15 protein-coding genes are annotated in these 17,290 nt (G+C 68.7%); 4 read left to right on the top strand and 11 right to left on the bottom strand.

Going from position 1 to position 17,290, the window contains the following annotated elements; translation table 11 throughout:
• Positions 1–55 precede the first annotated feature (55 nt).
• Positions 56–766, bottom strand: coding sequence for a TetR/AcrR family transcriptional regulator (locus tag ACS5PK_RS08180; protein WP_439439743.1), 711 nt, complete (start codon positions 764–766; stop codon positions 56–58).
• Positions 767–938: 172 nt separating this feature from the next.
• Between ACS5PK_RS08180 and ACS5PK_RS08175 the strand changes: the two genes are divergently transcribed.
• The 4 genes from ACS5PK_RS08175 to ACS5PK_RS08160 all read left to right on the top strand — a co-directional run bounded on the left by ACS5PK_RS08175 (position 939) and on the right by ACS5PK_RS08160 (position 5,820).
• The gene (locus tag ACS5PK_RS08175) at positions 939–1,763 is read left to right on the top strand and encodes an undecaprenyl-diphosphate phosphatase (protein WP_439439742.1); all 825 of its coding nucleotides are present in this window, start codon (positions 939–941) and stop codon (positions 1,761–1,763) included.
• Between the two features lie 70 nt (positions 1,764–1,833).
• Positions 1,834–2,637 carry a type I methionyl aminopeptidase gene (gene map, locus ACS5PK_RS08170; RefSeq protein WP_439439741.1) on the top strand — a complete coding sequence of 268 codons (804 nt, stop codon included), beginning with the start codon at positions 1,834–1,836 and terminating at the stop codon, positions 2,635–2,637.
• A gap of 61 nt (positions 2,638–2,698) precedes the next feature.
• Complete coding sequence (locus ACS5PK_RS08165; RefSeq protein ID WP_439439740.1) at positions 2,699–5,296, top strand: [protein-PII] uridylyltransferase; 2,598 nt, start codon at positions 2,699–2,701, stop codon at positions 5,294–5,296.
• Positions 5,297–5,334: 38 nt separating this feature from the next.
• On the top strand, positions 5,335–5,820 hold the full coding sequence (locus ACS5PK_RS08160) for an acyltransferase (protein ID WP_439439739.1): 486 nt from the start codon (positions 5,335–5,337) through the stop codon (positions 5,818–5,820).
• Positions 5,821–5,827: 7 nt separating this feature from the next.
• Here ACS5PK_RS08160 and ACS5PK_RS08155 read toward each other — a convergent pair whose 3' ends face one another.
• The 10 genes from ACS5PK_RS08155 to ACS5PK_RS08110 all read right to left on the bottom strand — a co-directional run bounded on the left by ACS5PK_RS08155 (position 5,828) and on the right by ACS5PK_RS08110 (position 17,287).
• On the bottom strand, positions 5,828–6,934 hold the full coding sequence (locus tag ACS5PK_RS08155; RefSeq protein WP_439439738.1) for a DegT/DnrJ/EryC1/StrS family aminotransferase: 1,107 nt from the start codon (positions 6,932–6,934) through the stop codon (positions 5,828–5,830).
• Between the two features lie 44 nt (positions 6,935–6,978).
• Positions 6,979–7,914, bottom strand: a complete 936-nt coding sequence (locus tag ACS5PK_RS08150; RefSeq protein ID WP_439439737.1) for a WxcM-like domain-containing protein — start codon at positions 7,912–7,914, stop codon at positions 6,979–6,981.
• Between the two features lie 89 nt (positions 7,915–8,003).
• Positions 8,004–9,692, bottom strand: coding sequence for a hypothetical protein (locus tag ACS5PK_RS08145; RefSeq protein ID WP_439439736.1), 1,689 nt, complete (start codon positions 9,690–9,692; stop codon positions 8,004–8,006).
• Between the two features lie 21 nt (positions 9,693–9,713).
• Positions 9,714–10,922 (bottom strand): methyltransferase domain-containing protein, encoded by a 1,209-nt coding sequence (locus ACS5PK_RS08140; RefSeq protein ID WP_439439735.1) that lies wholly within the window; start codon positions 10,920–10,922, stop codon positions 9,714–9,716.
• A gap of 31 nt (positions 10,923–10,953) precedes the next feature.
• Positions 10,954–12,015: a hypothetical protein gene (locus ACS5PK_RS08135; RefSeq protein WP_439439734.1), complete on the bottom strand. Its 1,062-nt coding sequence runs from the start codon at positions 12,013–12,015 to the stop codon at positions 10,954–10,956.
• Positions 12,015–12,890, bottom strand: a complete 876-nt coding sequence (locus ACS5PK_RS08130; RefSeq protein ID WP_439439733.1) for a glycosyltransferase family 2 protein — start codon at positions 12,888–12,890, stop codon at positions 12,015–12,017. The genes ACS5PK_RS08135 and ACS5PK_RS08130 overlap by 1 nt, the downstream gene beginning before the upstream one ends.
• Before the next feature lie 39 nt (positions 12,891–12,929).
• Positions 12,930–14,051, bottom strand: a complete 1,122-nt coding sequence (locus ACS5PK_RS08125) for a DegT/DnrJ/EryC1/StrS family aminotransferase (protein ID WP_439439732.1) — start codon at positions 14,049–14,051, stop codon at positions 12,930–12,932.
• Positions 14,048–15,046, bottom strand: a complete 999-nt coding sequence (locus ACS5PK_RS08120; protein ID WP_439439731.1) for a hypothetical protein — start codon at positions 15,044–15,046, stop codon at positions 14,048–14,050. The genes ACS5PK_RS08125 and ACS5PK_RS08120 overlap by 4 nt, the downstream gene beginning before the upstream one ends.
• The gene (locus ACS5PK_RS08115; RefSeq protein WP_439439730.1) at positions 15,039–16,367 is read right to left on the bottom strand and encodes a DUF4910 domain-containing protein; all 1,329 of its coding nucleotides are present in this window, start codon (positions 16,365–16,367) and stop codon (positions 15,039–15,041) included. Before ACS5PK_RS08115 ends, ACS5PK_RS08120 begins: the two co-directional genes overlap by 8 nt.
• 197 nt (positions 16,368–16,564) lie before the next feature.
• Complete coding sequence (locus ACS5PK_RS08110; protein ID WP_439439729.1) at positions 16,565–17,287, bottom strand: cytidylyltransferase domain-containing protein; 723 nt, start codon at positions 17,285–17,287, stop codon at positions 16,565–16,567.
• Between the last annotated feature and the right edge of the window lie 3 nt (positions 17,288–17,290).

The following is a 17,290-nucleotide window of genomic DNA, read 5'->3' as shown; positions in this document are numbered from 1 at the left end:
GGCACTCGGGGCGTAAAGGGGGGTGGAGCGAACGTTCGCAGGGACGGCGGGCGTCTCAGCCCGCGCCAGGCCGTGGACACAGCCCGTGCAGCAGCAGGTCGATTTCCAGAGCCAGCACATCCGTCGGGTTCTCACAGGGCAGGTGCAGGGCGCAGGCGCCGAAGGAATGCTGGAACAGCACGAGGTGCAGCATGGGCCCGATCAGGACCTGCACCGTCATCATCGGGGACACCGGGCGGAACTCACCGCGGTCGATGCCACGCTGGATCACCTGGGCCAGCAGGGCCTGGGTGGGCGCAATCACTTCCTCGTGGAAAAAACTGGCCAGCTCGGGGAAATTGCGAGCCTCCGCCATCATGATCTTGGTGATGCCTCCGGCCGGGCTCAAGCCCACCTCGGTCCACCACATGTGCATCACGCGGTGCAGCAGGTCCGGCGTCGGGCCCTCGTACTGCGCGATCAGCACACTGGCCTCGGCAATGCGGGAAGACAGGCTCTCGCGCACCATGGCCTTGAAAAGCTCTTCCTTGGACGGGTAGTAGAGATACAGCGTGCCCTTGGACACGCCAGCCCGTTGCGCGACTTCCTCGGAGCGCGTGGCGGCAAAGCCCTTCTCCACGAAAAGCTCCAGCGCGGCCGCCAGCAGCTCCTGCGGACGCGCCTCCTTGCGCCGCTGCCTGGGGGCGGGAGCCGTGCGGGCCGGGCCGCCCTTGGTGGACGACGCAGCGGGCGATGCAACAGTGGTGGCGTTCTTGCGAGGGCTCATGGTGTACTGACTGACCGGTCAGTACTGTATGCACTGCCCCGGCGGGGGTCAAGGCAGGCACGCCCCGGTTTTACCTGGCATTTACAGTCCTTGCGTGCCCCGGCCCGAGACTGCCGGGTGGAGCGCTTATCATCCGCCGCTTCTTTTCCCGCCCGAACCGACGGAGCCCGTCTTGGATCTTCTCCTGCTCATCAAGGCCGCGATCATGGGGATCGTGGAAGGCCTGACCGAATTCCTGCCCATTTCCTCCACGGGCCACCTGATCCTCACCGGCTCGCTGCTGGGCATGACGGACGACAAGAGCAAGGTTTTCGACGTGGCCATCCAGACCGGCGCCATCTTCGCCGTCATCCTGGTCTACTGGCAGCGCCTGCGCGACACGGCGGCCAGCTTGGGGCACGATGCACGGGCCCGGCGCTTCGTGCTCAATGTCGCCATCGGCTTCCTGCCTGCGGTGGTTCTGGGCCTGCTGTTCGGCAAGGCCATCAAGGCCCATCTCTTCACGCCGGTGATCGTGGCCAGCAGCTTCATCGTCGGCGGATTCATCATCTTGTGGGCCGAGCGCCGCCCAGCCAGCACCGTCAGGGTGAAGGACGTGGACGACATGAGCCCTCTGCATGCCCTGCAGGTGGGCCTGGTCCAGTGCCTGGCCATGATCCCGGGAACCAGCCGCTCGGGTGCCACCATCATCGGCGGCATGCTGCTGGGCCTGTCGCGCAAGGCCGCCACGGACTTCAGCTTCTTCCTGGCCATCCCCACCCTGATCGGCGCAGGCCTGTACAGCCTCTACAAGGAGCGGGCCCTGCTGTCGGTGGCAGACCTGCCGCTGTTCGCCGTTGGCCTGGTGTTCTCCTTCCTGTCGGCCTGGATCTGCGTGCGCTGGTTGCTGCGCTACATCTCCAGCCACAGCTTCGTCCCCTTCGCCTGGTACCGCATCGCCTTCGGCCTGGTGGTGCTGGCCACCGCCTGGACCGGCGTGGTGACCTGGGCTGACTGAGCACCGCCATCGCCCGGCCTTCGGCCCTGCGTCCTGCAGGGCCGGGGCGACTCGGCCATAATTTCGCCCCATGACGATCACCATCAAGAGCGCGGCCGACATCGCCGCCATGCGCATCGCCGGCCGCCTGGCCTCGGAGGTGCTGGACTACCTGACACCGCATGTGAAGCCCGGCGTCAGCACCGAGCAGCTGGATCAGCTGGCCCACGACTACATCGTCAACGTCCAGCAGGCAGTGCCCGCGCCGCTGAACTACTGCCCGCCGGGCTACACGCCCTACCCCAAGTCCATCTGCACCTCGATCAACCATCAGGTGTGCCACGGCATTCCCAATGAACGACCGCTGAAGAACGGGGACATCGTCAACATCGACGTCACCGTCATCAAGGACGGCTGGCACGGCGACACCAGCCGCATGTTCGTGGTCGGCGAGGGTTCCATCGCCGCCAAGCGCCTGTGCAACTTCACCTACGAGGCCATGTGGAAGGGCATCGCCAAGGTACGCCCCGGCGCGCGCCTGGGTGACATCGCCCATGCCATCCAGACCTTTGCCGAGAACGCCGGTTTCTCCATCGTGCGCGAGTTCTGCGGCCACGGCATCGGCCAGAAGTTTCACGAGGAGCCGCAGGTCCTGCACTACGGCCGCCCTGGCACGCTGGAGGAACTGGTGCCGGGCATGGTCTTCACCATCGAGCCCATGATCAACGCCGGCCGACGCGAGATCAAGGAAATGGGCGACGGCTGGACCATCGTCACCAAGGACCGCTCCCTGTCCGCCCAGTGGGAGCACACCATCGCCGTGACTGACACCGGCTATGAGGTGCTCACCGTTTCGGCCGGCAGCCCGCCGCCGCCCGCCTTCATCGGCGCCTGACCCTCCTGCGCAGGCCCCATCCTGCGCGCCCTCTGCGTCCCATGCGCCCGGAGTCTCACGCATGAGCGATCTGCCCGTCCTGGGCGTGGCTGAGCTGCGCCAACATTTCAAGTCCGGCAAACAGAGCCTGCTGGAGGCCTTTCGCGCCGCGGAGCCCACCGTGGCGGCCGCCAGCCGCCTGATGCGCCAGCTGGCCGGGCATGTGGACCGCACCCTGGCCATGCTGTGGTCCCAGGCCGGCCTCCCGCCCGGCGCCGCCCTGCTGGCAGTGGGCGGCTATGGCCGGGGCGAGCTTTTCCCATACTCCGACATCGACGTCCTCCTGCTCCTGCCCGAGGGGCTGGACGCCTACCAGCCCGGGCCGCTCAAGAGCGCCATTGAGGGCTTCATCACCGCCTGCTGGGACGTGGGCCTCGAGATCGGTTCCTCGGTGCGCACGCTGGAGGAATGCCTGAGCGAGGCTGCGGGCGACATCACCATCCAGACCTCCTTGCTGGAAGCCCGCTGCCTGGCGGGCGAGCGCAGCCTCTTCAAACGCTTCGAGCAGCAGATCCTGCAGGCCCTGGACGCGCGCGCCTTCCTGCGCGCCAAGCAGCTTGAGGCGCGCCAGCGCCACATCAAGTACGACGACACACCCTACGCCCTGGAGCCCAACTGCAAGGAAAGCCCCGGCGGCCTGCGCGACCTGCAGGTGCTGATCTGGGTGGCCCGCGCCGCCGGCCTGGGCAAGACCTGGCCCCAGCTGGCCGCCAAGGGCCTGATCACGCCCTTCGAGAGCCGCCAGCTGCAGCGCAACGAGGGCGTGCTGAAGCTGATCCGCGCCCGGCTGCACGTGGTGGCCGGCCGGCGCGAGGACCGCCTGGTCTTCGACCTGCAGACCGCCGTTGCCCAGAGCTTCGGCTACGAAGGCAGCAAGGGCCAGCGCGCCTCCGAGGTGCTGATGCGGCGCTACTACTGGGCCGCCAAGGCCGTGACCCAGCTGCACCAGATCCTGATGCTCAACCTGGAGGAGCGCATCAACGGCTCGCAGGACGCCGCCATGCACCCCATCAACGATCGCTTCCTGGACCGCGGCGGCATGCTGGAGGTGGCCAGCGACGATCTCTACCAGCGTGATCCCCATGCCATCCTGGAGACCTTTCTCGTCTATCAGCAGGCACCGGGCATCAAGGGTCTCTCGGCCCGCACCCTGCGCGCGCTCTACAACGCCCGCGGCCTGATGGATGGCAAGTTCCGCAGCGACCCCGTCAACCGCCAGACCTTCATTCGCATCCTCCAGGAAGGCAAGGGCCAGACCCACGCCTTCCGGCTGATGAACCAGACCTCGGTGCTGGGACGCTACCTCTGGGTGTTCCGGGCCATCGTGGGCCAGATGCAGCATGACCTGTTCCACGTCTACACCGTGGACCAGCACATCCTGATGGTGCTGCGCAATGTGCGGCGCTTCTTCATCCCCGAGCACGCCCACGAGTACCCCTTCTGCTCCCAGTTGGCCGCGCAGTTCGAGCGGCCTTATGTGCTCTATGTCGCCGCCCTTTTCCACGACGTGGCCAAGGGCCGCGGCGGGGACCACAGCGAGCTCGGCGGCGAGGAAGTGCGGCGCTTCTGCCGTGCGCACAAGCTGCCCAAGGCGGATGCCGAGCTGGTGGCCTTCCTGGTGCAGCAACACCTGACCCTCTCCCGCGTGGCGCAGAAGGAGGACCTCTCCGACCCCGAGGTCGTGGAGGCCTTCGCCACGCTGGTGGGCGACGAGCGCCACCTGACGGCCCTGTACCTGCTCACCGTGGCCGACATCCGCGGCACCAGCCCCAAGGTCTGGAACGCCTGGAAGGGCAAGCTGCTGGAGGACTGCTACCGCCTCACCCTGCGGCGCCTGGGCGGCACACAGATCAACCGCGAGGCCGAGATCGAGGCCCGCAAGCAGGAAGCCAGGCAAGACCTGGCCCTGCACTCCCAGCTGCCCGGTACCGAGGAGCCGCTGTGGAAGACGCTGGATGTCAGCTATTTCGCCCGTCAGGAGGCCGGCGAGCTGGCCTGGCACGCGCGCGCGCTGTGGCGTTATGTGCAGACCCCCGAGCCCGTGGTGCGCGCCCGCCCTTCCCCCGTGGGCGAGGGCCTGCAGGTGCTGGTGTACTCGCCCGACCGGGCCGACCTCTTTGCCCGCATCTGCGGCTATTTCGATGGCGCGGGCTTCAACATCCTGGACGCCAAGGTCCACACCACACGCACGGGCTATGCGCTGGACACCTTCCAGGTCATCGCCCCGGACCTGGACATGCACCACCGCGATCTGGTCTCGCTGGTCGAGACCCGCCTGCTGGCCGCGCTGATGGCCGAGGGGCCGCTGCCCGAGCCGCGCCGCGGCCGCCTCTCGCGGCGGGTCAAGAGCTTCCCTTATACGCCGCGCATCTCCCTGCGCCCGGACGAGCGCGCCCAGCGCTGGCTGCTGTCCATCAGCACCAGCGACCGCGCCGGCCTGCTCTACGCCATCGCCCGCGTGCTGGCCCGCCACCACATCAATCTGCAGCTGGCCAAGATCTCGACCCTGGGCGAGCGGGTGGAAGACACCTTCCTCATCGACGGCCCGGCGCTGCAGCAGAACAAGCTGCAGCTACAGATCGAGGGGGAGTTGCTGGACGCGATTTCAATCAGCGGCTGAACGCGACGTCCGGCGCCGGGCTCGCGTATGCTTGCCGCATGCCCACCGACGCCGTTCCACCCCAGATCCACCCGCTCTCCGACGTCCAGAGCTGCGCCATCGGCCCTGGCACCCGGGTGTGGCAGTTCTGCGTGATCCTCCCCGGCGCTCGCATCGGCGCGGATTGCAACATCAACGCCCAGGTGCTGATCGAGAACGATGTGGTGCTGGGCGACCGCGTCACCGTCAAGAGCGGCGTACAGCTGTGGGACGGCCTGCGGGTGGCGGACGACGTCTTCATCGGCCCCAACGCCACCTTCACCAACGACCCCACGCCCCGGTCCAAGCAGTACCCGGCCAGTTTCCAGACCACGCGCATCGAGCGCGGCGCCTCCATCGGCGCCAATGCCACCATCCTGGGTGGCATCACCATCGGCGAAGGCGCGCTGATCGGCGCCGGCAGCGTGGTCACGCGCGACGTGCCAGCGGGGGAGCTGTGGGTGGGCAACCCGGCCCGCTCAAGAGGCCCGGCACCGAGCCGCTGAACCGCACTCAGGCGCTGCGCCGCACCGCCTGCACCAGTTGGTCCACCTGCTGCTCGCTCATGCCCGGCCACAGGGGTAGGCTCAGCACCTGCTTGTGCATGGCCTCGGCGATGGGGAAGTCACCCGCGCGGTAACCCAGCTCGGCATAGGCCGGCTGCAGGTGCGGCGGCACGGGATAGTGGATCAGCGTGCCGATGCCTTGCTGGGCCAGTGCGGCCTGAAGGCGGTCGCGGGCCTCGTGGCGGACCACGAAGAGATGCCAGGCTGGCTCCAGGCCCTGCGGCACCTGGGGCAGCTCCAGCGGCACGCCGGCCAGGCCTTCGAGCAGGCTGGCGGCCAGGCGGCGGCGCTCGCGGGTGGCGGCCTCCAGCTGGGGCAGCTTGGCCGACAGCACCGCGGCCTGGATTTCGTCCAGGCGCGAGTTCACGCCCTTGCATTCGTTGTGGTACTTCTGACGCGAGCCGTAGTTGCGCAGCACGCGCACTTGCTCGTCCACCGCAGCGAGGTCGGTGGTCACACCGCCGCCGTCGCCCATGGCACCCAGGTTCTTGCCCGGATAGAAGCTCCAGGCCGACACATCCGCCAGACTGCCCACCGGCCGGCCGTGGTAACGCGCGGCATGGGCCTGCGCGCAGTCATCCAGCACCTTGAGCCCGTTGCGCCGGGCGATGTCCATCAGCGGGCCCATGTCCGCCGGCAAGCCGTAGAGATGCACCGGCAGGATGACCCGCGTGCGCGCCGTGATGGCCGCCTCGACCCGGGCGGGATCGATGTTGAAAGTGCGCGGATCTGGCTCCACCGGCACCGGCCTGGCCCCGCACTGGCTGACGGCCAGCCAGGTGGCGATATAGGTGTTGGAGGGCACGATGACCTCGTCCCCTTCCCGCACGCCCAGGGCGCGCAGGCCCAGGGTCAGCGCATCCAGCCCATTGGCCACGCCCGCACAGTGGCCGGCGCCCACGGACTGCGCAAAGGCCTCCTCGAAGGCCGCCAGCTCCTGGCCCAGCAAGAACCAGCCGCTGCGGGCCACGCGCAGCAGGGCCGCGTCGATGGCGGGCTGGCTGGCCGCGTAGCTCGGTTGGAGATTGAGAAAAGGCAGGCTGGATTCAGCCATCACACATGCTCCTTGCCGGAGGGCAGGCTCCGGGCCTCGAATGCTCAAGCCCCGGGGCGGCCCAGGGCGGCGAGGAAGTCCTCGTACTCGCGAATGTAGTCATCCGCGGCGTAGGTGTCCGACGCCAGCACCAGCAAAACGGCGTCCGGCGAGAACTGGTACTGGATTCCCCAGACCATGGGCGGGATGTGCAGGCCCATGCGGGCACTGTCCAGGGTGACTTCGTCGCGGGCCTGGCCGTCGTCCAGCACGACGCTGACGCTGCCCTTCACGCAGACCAGGAACTGGTGGCAGGCCTTGTGGGCATGCTCGCCGCGTACTTCCTTGCTGGGCACGTCGTAGACCATGAAGAAGCGCTGCGGCGTGAAAGGCAGGTGAACGCCGATCTCGCCGAAGCTCAGAGCACCGCGCAGGTCCACGATCTTGGGCAAGGCCACCAGGCGGGCGGCGGCCACGTGCAGAGCCGGCGGCGCGTCGAGCTGGCTGGCCGCGCGCGGCGTGGCCGGCAGGTCCAGATGCGGCGTGTCCACATAGCCCACGATATGGGCCGGATTGCCACTGACGATGGCATGCGGAGGCACGTCGCGCGTCACCACGGCGCCGTCCTGCACCTGGGCGCGCGGGCCTATGCTCAGGCCACTGCGGATGGTGGCATTGGCGCCGATGACGGCACCGGCGCCGACCCTGCTCGGGCCTCCTGCTTCCGCGCTGCCGCTGAACACGGTGTTGGGGCCTATGCAGGCGTCGTCCTCGACCACCAACGGCGCCCAGAGCTGCGCGCCCGGCCGAACCCGCACACGCGAGCCCAACTGCACCTGCCCGTCGATCAGAGCGTGGTCGCCGATCTCGGCGTCCTCGCCCAGGCGGGCACCGGGCAGCACGTGGGCGAAGGCACCAATACAGCTGCCCGGGCCAATGAAGGGCGATTCGACCAGGGCGTGGCTGTGGATGAAGACATCCGGCAAGTCGGTGGGATTCAAGGTCCGGCTTCCTGCAGTCGTGAGGTGCCCATGCTAAAGCCGATCCAGCCTGGACAAGACGGCGAACTGCCCCCTGTCAGCCGCCCTGTTCAGCTCAGAAAGTCTCGCAGGGGCCGGGCCTCGGCCTGCAGGTTCAGGTAGGCCGCATGCTGCTGGCGACGGAAGCGCCACAGTGCGCTGGGGTCCTGCTGCCATTGCTGCAACTGGGCCAGGGTCTCGTCCAGCATGCGCAAGGGCACGATGCGGCCGTTGAGCAGAGACAGCTCCTCGGGCAGCAGCGGCCGCAGCTGGGCATGCAGCATGGGCGTGCCCTGGCGCAGCAGCTCGATGGCGCCGCTGGTGGGCACGTCATAGCCCAGGCAGAGGTCGCAGGCGCCGCCGAAGTCCGCCAGGCTGCCCTGGAACTGGCGCAGGATCTGCTGCACGTCCAGACCCAGGTGCTCGGCGATCTGGCTGGCAAAGCCGTCGGTCGGCTTGCAGCGCAGGCGGCATTCGATGCCGCGGGCATCGCACCACCGCTGCAGGCGGCGCAGGCCGTCGAGATAGGCATCCATGTCCGCCGCACACATGCTGTTGTAGGACACGCCGGCCAGCAGCACGCCCAGGACCTTGAGCGGGCGCGGCAGGGTCTCGGGCAGGCTCAGACGCTCCGGGAAGGCCAGCGTGGCGCTGGCCACCGGCTTGCCGCTGAGGCCGGCCACCGCCGTGCCCTGCAGGGCATGGCTGAGACACAGGGCATTGGGCAGCTCGGGCGCGGGTGCATTGAAGAACTTGGCATGCGGCACCAGCAGCACCTTCATGCGATGCCGCTGGGCATGGCTCAGCAGCGGGCCGTGCAGGCCGGCGTCGTGGTTGGAGATCAGCAGCTGCTGGGCCGGCCGCGCCTCGAAAGCCTGCTCCAGGGCCACGAAGAAGAACAGCTGCCGGCGGTAGGCCTCCAGCAAGGCCTGCAGTTGCATCGACAGGAAGGCCGGGCTGGCCATCAGCGGCGCCAGGGCCTCGTGGAGCAACTGGCGCAGCGTGGCGAGCACGGCCTCGACACGATCCAGCATCTGCGCGGGGATGCGCTGCCCCAGCGCGAGCAGGGATTCCAGGGGCGTGCCCGGCAGGGACGGCAGGGCGACGTCGTAGAACGGAGAGGGCAGGTTCAAGGCGGCCTGACCCGAGGCCAGGACCTCGCCCTCGAAGTAGGCATGGTCGTAGAAGCAGGTGGGCAGGTGCACCAGGAGGTCAGGCCTCGTGGCGGCGGCCTGGCGCAGGTCCGGCAGTTGGTCTTCCGGCGGTGCGGGCAGCTCATAGGAATAGAACTGGCCGGACAGCGCCGCGCGCCCGAAGGCCTGCATCAGCGCCAGGGCCGGCGCAAAGGAATGCTGGCCATAGCGGAAGGCCTGCTGAGGGCCCAGCACATGCAAACGCGTAGCGGGCTTCTGCGCGGCCAACTGCTCGCCGATGGCCGTGTAGCCCCGCAGGGTGAAGAGCAGGTAGAAGAGCCCGTAGTGGTGCCACTGGCAGCCGGGCGCCTCGGGCACCAGGACCGCCAGCGCATGGTCCACACGGCCCTGCAGCGCCGCCGCTTCCTCGCGCACGGCACGGTAGACGCGCCAGTTGAGGTCATTGCCCGGCCAGCGTTGCAGGCGCGCGTGGGGCAGGCCCAGGTTGCGGGCATGCTCCAGCAGCTGCGGGTCGAAGAGCAGCACCTCGGCCTCGGGCAACTGACCTAGCAGTTGCTGGGCCAGCATGAAGTCGCTGCGGTGGTTGACGAGGATGCTGTGTTGCATGCACAAGACGTGGAGAGAGGGTCAATGCGGCGTCGAGAACAGGCGCACGATGCGCCCCTCGGCCACGCCGCGCTGGCGCAGCGCCGCATGGATGGCCTCCTGGCTGGACCAGGACCCGATGATCACGGCCTCCGCCCCGGCGAGCAGGGCCTGCCCCTGCTCGGAGTCCGGTTGCCAGACAGGCATGTTCTGCATCTGCAGGCCATGCTTCTTGGGATCGACATCCAGAATGCCCAGCAGCTGCTCGCGATAGCCGGCCAGCGCGGACTTGGCCAGCAGCTGCGCCGTCAGCGTGCCGCCGCCCCAGATGGCCACGCGGCGGCCGGCGTCCATGACACGGCGGATCACGGCGTCCGTCTGCTCGGTGTGGCGGGCCACCAGCTGGAGGTAACGGCGCACGACGGCACCGTCATGGCGGCCGCGGTGCGCCCGCGGGAAGACGGCGTCCGTGGCCTCCCAGAGGCTGGCCAGGGTCGGGTAATGCGGCGAGGTGCCGTCGTCGTTCTCGAAGACCTGATGCTCGACCTCGCGAAAGCCGCAGCGGTGCATCAGGTTGCTCAGCGAGCCGTGGGAGAAGTAGTTGACGTGCTCGAAGGAGAGCTGGAAGAGGTCACTCTCGTCAAAGAGCTCGATCACCGGGATCTCGATGAACAGCCGCCCGCCGGGCGCCAGGCTGCTGCGGATGGCGGCCAGCATCTGCGCCGGGTCCATCAGGTGCTCCAGCACATGGGACAGCATGACCAGGTCCTGCCCCGGCGGCAGCTGCTCGGCGCGCTCGACGAAGCAGGTGTCCACCACCAGGCCGTAGCGCTCTCTGGCCATCTGGCTCAGCACCGCCGAGGGCTCGATGCCATGGGCGTGGTGGCCCTCGTCGGCGAACAGGGACAGCGTGTAGCCGGTCGAGCAACCCACGTCCAGCACCCGCGCACCGGGCTGCAGATAGGGCCGCAGGAAGGCGTGCTGCTGCTGCGAGCGCTGGGCCTCCTCGCGCGGCAGGGACTGCTCGCTGACCAGGTATTCGTAGCTGGACGAATGGGCGTAGTAGCGGGCCAGCGCGGCCGGCGAGAGGTACTCGCCCACGTAGTGCGCACCGCAGTCCTCGCAGAGCAGCAGGCGCTGCTCGAAGCCGTCCAGGTCCACGCCGGCCAGGGCGCTGAAGCGGTGACGGTGGGCTTCCTGCGCCCGCCGGGATCCGCAGACGGGGCAGGCACGCTGGACCAGATCGCTCATGGCATTCCTCGGGGGTGATGGGGGCCTGAAGTCAATGGGGGACGCCATGCGTGACCGAACTCCGCCAGGCCACCGGCAGGCCCAGCACGCGCAGCTGGCGCAGCAGGGTCTCCATGAAGAAGACGGTGCCGACCAGGTCGCTCTGCGCCAGGCCGGCCGTGACCTCGTGCCGATTATGGTTGGTGATGCTGCCCCGGGATTCGAAGGAAAAGGCCCCGTCTTCCCGGTGCAGATGACGCAGCTGATGCAGACGGCGCTCGCAGGCGGCGCGGATGTCGGCCTCGCGGTAGCCGTTGGTGTAGCGCAGCATGCGCTCCAGCACCACGAAATGGTCCATGTCATGGCAGCCCTCGCCCTGCCCGTCCTGGAACACGCCGCACTCCTGCAGGCTGGCCAACGTGGTGTCGGTGATGCGCTCACACCGGGCCGGTGGTGCATCGTCGTGGAAATGCAGGCCGCGCATCAGGTGGTAGCCGGCCTGCACCAGGCCGTTCTTGCCCTGGGGCGCTTCGGAACCCCACAAACCGGTGGCAGGGTTCTGGTGGGCGTCCAGCCAGTCGCGCATGCGCTGCAGCATCTCGGACCAGGCGGAATCGAAGAAGCGCGCATTGGCCCGCATCATGGTGGCGCCGTGGTCGCACATATTGCCGGCCCCCATGGGTGCGCGATCCCAGGGCATGTTCTCGGCCATGTAGCGTTCCAGCCGCCCCGAAGGCCGCAGTGCCTCGTAGAAGGCAAAGGGATGTCTCGGCGCCCGGCCCAGCGCCAGCAGCACCGCGCCGACCTGATAGCCGAAGTAGGTGCCGGACATCTCGTGGATGCGCGGCACACTGGCGTCGAGCTCCTCGCGGTGGGGCTCGTGATAGAAGCCCGTGACCGGGTCCTGGCAGCTGTCGAAGAAGTCCAGTGCACCGGGCAGCGCGGCCGGCTGGCCCAGCATCAGGCGCAGGTCCAGGGCCAGCGAGGTGGCGTCGATGGAGCGCGGATGGAAGGCCTCCCGCGCCAGCCGGTAGCAGCCCGCGTGCTGCTGAGACTGCACCGCTGGCAGCCAGGCTGCGACGCGCTGCTCCAGCCCTTCCCACCAGGCCGACATCAGCCGCGCACCTTGGCGGGATAGGGCCCGTGGTTGGGACGAACGAAGAGCAGCTTCACCAGCTCAGGCAGCATGGTGAAGAAGCGGATCCAGCCATACATGGCATAGAAGGGCCAGTACTTCCAGTCGCCCCGGGCGATGGCCTTGCCGCCGCGCACGAAGGGGTAGCGGATGGCCAGGTGGTAGATCAGGTTCTTGGCCTTGAAGGGGTACTTGTAGACGATGCGCGCATCCCCGCGCCCGTACTTGACGAACTTCTTGACGATGCCACGGAAGCTGGGCGTCTGCTGGCGGTGCGTGAGCCCGGTGCCTATGCCCTGGCGGAAGCCGGCGATCTCCATGCGGATGGAGAGGTCGGTGTCCTCGTCGCCCACGCCGTTGAAAAAGCTGTCGAAGCCGCAGTGCTTGATGGCCTCGGCCCGGTACAGCGAGGGCCGGCCCACCATGTTCGTGTCCACCGGCTTCTCGGTGAAGGTGATGCCATAGTTGGTGCTGCCCATGGCCTTCTCCCAGTAGGTCTTGGGCTCGAAGGCGACCTCGCGGCCCAGCAGGGCGTCGTAGCCATAGTCCTGCATCTCCTTGAGCAGGGTGGCGAGGAAGTCGGGCTCGACGTGGTCGTCGCCGTCGATGATGGCCACATAGGGCTGGGTGGCGGCGTCAATGCCGGCCTGGCGCTGCGAGGACAGGCCCTTGACCCCAGGCTGGATCACGCGGGCACCGGCGGCGGTGGCGATCTCCACCGTCCGGTCCGTGGAACCGCCGTCCACGACGATGACCTCGGCCGGATGGTTGGCGAACACCTTCTTCAGGCAGTCGCCGATGTCCTGTTCCTCGTTGTAGGTGCAGATGGTGACGGAGATGGGCAGCTTGTCCATGGTCTTCTTGCTCCGGAGATTTTCTTGCGTGGCCGTGTCTCAGGCGGTCAGGGTCAGGTCTTGCCTGGCCCGCAGATGGGCTTCGAGCGTGCGCAGCACGGCCTGCGCATAGGCGCCGGTGGACTGCTCGTCGACCCAGAGGTTGAGGATCTCGCGTCCGAGGCGCTGCGCGACGGGATGCTCGGCCTCGGCGCCCGTGCCGGGGAGGAAGCCCGAGGCGCGAGGATGCCAGCTGCTGGCATGCAGGCCCTGGGCATGCAGCGCCCGCATGGCCTCGTGACGGCTCTGCATCAGCACGTTGAGCCGCCAGGGCACGGCACCGGGTGTCAGGGGCAGCAGCTGCAGCGCGTCGCCAGCCAGCGGGCGCAGCAGCGCGCTCAGGCGCTCGAAGTTGTCACGGCGCTGCCGGACCACCGTCTGCAGGCGCGGCAGCAAGGCCTGCAGCGGGGCCAGGCGGCGTGGGTCGAAGCGATGCAGAAAGGCGTCGGACGCCGCCAGCATCTCCTGCGCAAAGGCCGGGGCCTCGGCGGCCAGGCCCTCGGGCCAGCAGCGGTTGTAGAGCCGGGTATGGGCCGACCCCAGGGCATCGATGCGGGCCTGGGCCGATTCGCTGAAGGCAGGCAGGGCGGCGTCGAGCGTGCGGAGTTCGGCGGCGAGCTCGGCGTCATCGGTCAGCACGGCGCCGCCATGGTCCAGGCTCAGCGGCTTGCCGGCGCCGAAGCTGATCACCGAGGCCAGGCCAAAGCTGCCCACCGGGCGTCCGTGGTGGATGCCGCCCATGGCCAGGCAGGCGTCCTCGATCAGGGGCAGGCCCTGCTGATGGGCCGCCGCCAGCAGCGGGTCCATCTCGCTGATCTGGCCGTAGCCATGCACGGCAAGGATGGCGCCACGCCCGGCACGCGGCGCGGCCAAGGCCTGGGTGTCGAGGCCCAGGTCATTCCATTGGTTGTCCAGGTATTCCGGCCAAGCCCCGCCAAAGCGCAGGCCCAGCGGCACATTGAGGCAGACGCTGTCAGGCACCGCCACCTCGCGGTTCTGCAGCCCCAGGGCTCGCACCAGCAGCGCCAGGCCCGTGGTGCCATTGCCCACCAGCACCGCATGCTCGCGCAGATGAAGTTCCGCCAGCCGGTGCTCCAGCTGCAGCCTGCTCGAATCCGTCATGCCACCTCTCCCCTGCGTACGCAGCAGTAGCTCACCAGATCACCCCCGAAACCCAGCTTGAACCAGCCGCGCTGCGGGCTGTTCACGCCTTCGAGGTCCACCTCGCTGAGTCCATGTTCCTGGGCCAGGTACTGAAAGGCCACCCAGTGCGCCAGCGTGCCCTGCCAGGGGGCGCTGCGCTCGGGGCTGCCGGCGCCGTACAGGTAGTAGGCGCGTCGTTCGTCCCAGCCATAGGCCACCGCATAGAGCAGCGCACTGTCGGCGTCCAGCACATGAAAGATGGCGCCCCGGCCCCGAGAGATCAAGCCCTGCATCACGCCGGCCATGGCCTGCAGCTTGGATTCCTCGGGGGGCTGGCCTTGCGCGCTCATCAGGGCGCGGTAGAAGGCCAGCAGGGCGCTGCTGTCATGCACGATCTCGACGCGGCCGCCCTTCTTCCAACCCTCGCGAACGCTGTAGCGGCGCACGGTTTCCATCTCGGTGAACAGGGCGCTCTGCTGGGCTGCGTCCTCCTGGCCGCCCAGGCCCTGCAGGCTGCCGATGTCCAGCACGGTGGTGTAGCGCAGATCGGTCTGGTAGCGGCTGCCGGCGGGGCCGTGATAGTCATGCCACAGCCAGGGCCGAAGGTCCTCGATCTGCGGGGCCAGCTGCAGCTCGATGCCGTCGAAGCGCGCGGCCAGCTCGGTGGCCACGAACTCGGCGATCTGGAACTCGTCGTGCCTGCGCTTGACGCGCTGTCGGTCAGGGTCGAGGTCGTAGAGCAGGCCGGCGTAGATGGTGAGGTCCGGGGCGATCACCCGGCGGGCGTCGGCAGACACCGGCAGGCACAGGCCCGCCTTGAGCGTGCCCTTCTGCATCACCGCCCAGCGCTGCACCGGCTCGCCGGCTGCCTCGGCGAACCAGCTCTCGCAGAACAGGCTGCCCTGGGGCGAGCGCTGCACGAGCGCATCCCAGGCGGCCAGGTCTTCGAAAGGCTGCAGGTCCAGCTTAGACATGGGCCAGCACCCCTTTCTCGCTCAGGCGATGCGCCAGGGGCCGCAGGCGCTCCAGCGGCAGGTCCAGGGTCTCGGCGATGTCCTGCAGGCTGGTGCGGCCATCGCAATGCCACAGCAGCCAGAGGATGAGATCCAGCTCACTGCGCCCACCCAGCTCGGGCAGTTGCGCCCCGCCGCTCTTGGGGTAGAGCTCGTGCTTGGACAGCATGACCTCGCCCGCGCCGACGGTGTTGCGGTAGATCTCGCGCGACTCCAGCTTGTCGATCAGCCGGCCGTAGGCATCGAGGCTCTCGGCCATCTGCCTGCCTGTGACCAGGCGCAGGTCGTCCAGGGAGCTGTGGTACTCGGGGTACTCGTAGTAGCGGTCCTTGCAGATCGTGGCCGTGGGAATGCGCAGGCCCGGCGAGGACCACTGACGCTCGTCGCTGCCGTGGATGTCGAAGGGATAGGTCTTGAAGGCGTCGCCGCGCTCGCGGAACACCGCCTCGATCAGGCGGTTCAGCGGGTGGCGCTCGTCGAAGCTCTTCTTGTAGCCCAGGGGCCCGGGCCCGCCCACGGTGGTGACGACCAGGCCCATCTCGACCTGCTTCATCGCCTCAGCGTGCATGGCGGCGTAGGCCACGGCGCCTATGGTCTCGGGCACCCATACCAGGCGGTAGCTGTACTGCCGGTCTGGCAGCGAGGACAGATGGCGGCCGAGAAAGGCCAGCAGCACGGCGCCGCTGAGGCTGTCATTGGCCATGGACGGATGGCAGATGTAGGCAGAGAGCAGGATCTCCTGCCGGCGGCGCCCCGGCAGCAGCAGCTCGCCCAGGCTCATGCTGCCGGGCTGCAGCGTGCTGGCGATGCGCACATGCAGGGGGCCCGGCGCCGCGGCCAGGGCCTCGGCCTGGGCCTGCGTCACGCAGAAGCCCCAGCTGCGCTGGTAGTAGCTGGTGCGGTAGGGGATGGCCTCGGGCAGGCTGGGGTGCGTATGCACATGGGGCTTCAGCGCCTCCCAGCCCATGTGGGCCTCGACGGGGCAGCTGTGGCTCACCAGGTGCAGGTTGTGATCGGCGAAATCGACCAGACGGCGGCCGGCGGCATCGGCGATCCAGGCTTCGCTGACCGACCACTCGGCAGGCACGGTCCAGTCATGGACGGTCGTGCCGCTGGGCACCTCCTGCAGCTGCAGCGGCACGATGGCCTGCAGGCCTCGCAGGGTGGCGCGGTTGGCCTCGCCGGCCAGGCATCGCGGCAGCGGGAAGAGGCGCTCCATGCAGGCCTGCATCTCGGCCGCCACGGCGCTGGTGTCTGCCCTTGCGCTGGTCTTGCTGCTCATGGCCTGAATCTGCACAGCCGCCCTGCCCTTGTCCAGTGGTGCTTGGCCGCCTTGCGGGGTGCGAAGGGGCGATTGGGGGAATCCATTGAGTGATCAATGAGGTGATGTGCCACTGTAGGCAGATCGGCCCCATTCTTTAGGACAAAAAGCAGGGAAAAAGCCGCCCAAAGCACGGGCTCGTGACGGAGTCCCGCCGCTCAGGCCGGCAGATGGTCCTTCAGACGCGCCGCCACGACGGCGGCGGCCGGGCTCTGCAGGCTCAGCCCATGGCGCTCGACCAGAGACTGGAGCTCGGCCAGATGGGCAGGCTCGTCCACGTCGAAACGCAGCTCGGGATGGGCCAGGGCCGGCGGCGCCTTGGGGGCGGCCCGGCGCCAGGGCGCGCCTTCGTCCCACACGGCGATGGTGACGTGCTCGCGGTGCCGGGGCTCGGTGCAGCGGGCGTCCAGCCCTTGCAGCAGGGACGCCGACAGGATCTCCGCGCCGAAGCCGTCGGCAAAGCCGCTGCCCAGGCGGTCCAGGTGATTGCAGGCGTAGTCGCAGTCGCTGGCGGCGTAGAAGTCCACCAGTTGGTCTACCACGGCACCGTCGATGAAGGGGTTGTCGGCGCAGATGCGCACCACGGTGTCGGCCTGGAACTGCCGCGCGGCCTGGGCGAAGCGGCCCAGCACGTCAGCCTCGCTGCCGGTGAAGGTCGCCACGCCCAGCTCGTGTGCCAGCTGGACCAGGGCCGCGTCGCGCGGCAGGTCCGTGGTGGCCAGCACCAGCGCGTCGAGGCGCCGGGCCTGTTTCAGGCGCTCCAGCACCCAGGCCAGCAGCGGCCTGCCGGCCAGGGGCGCGAGCATCTTGCCGGGAAAGCGGCTGGAGCCCATGCGCGCCTGCACCAGGGCGACGACGCGGCCAGGGCGGCGCTCAGCCATGGC

The organism is Roseateles sp. DB2 (assembly GCF_051857535.1).
In the GTDB taxonomy this organism is placed as follows: domain Bacteria; phylum Pseudomonadota; class Gammaproteobacteria; order Burkholderiales; family Burkholderiaceae_C; genus Roseateles_B.
Note: the sequence above shows the minus strand (reverse complement) of the source record. Positions and strands in the feature narration are given on the sequence as shown.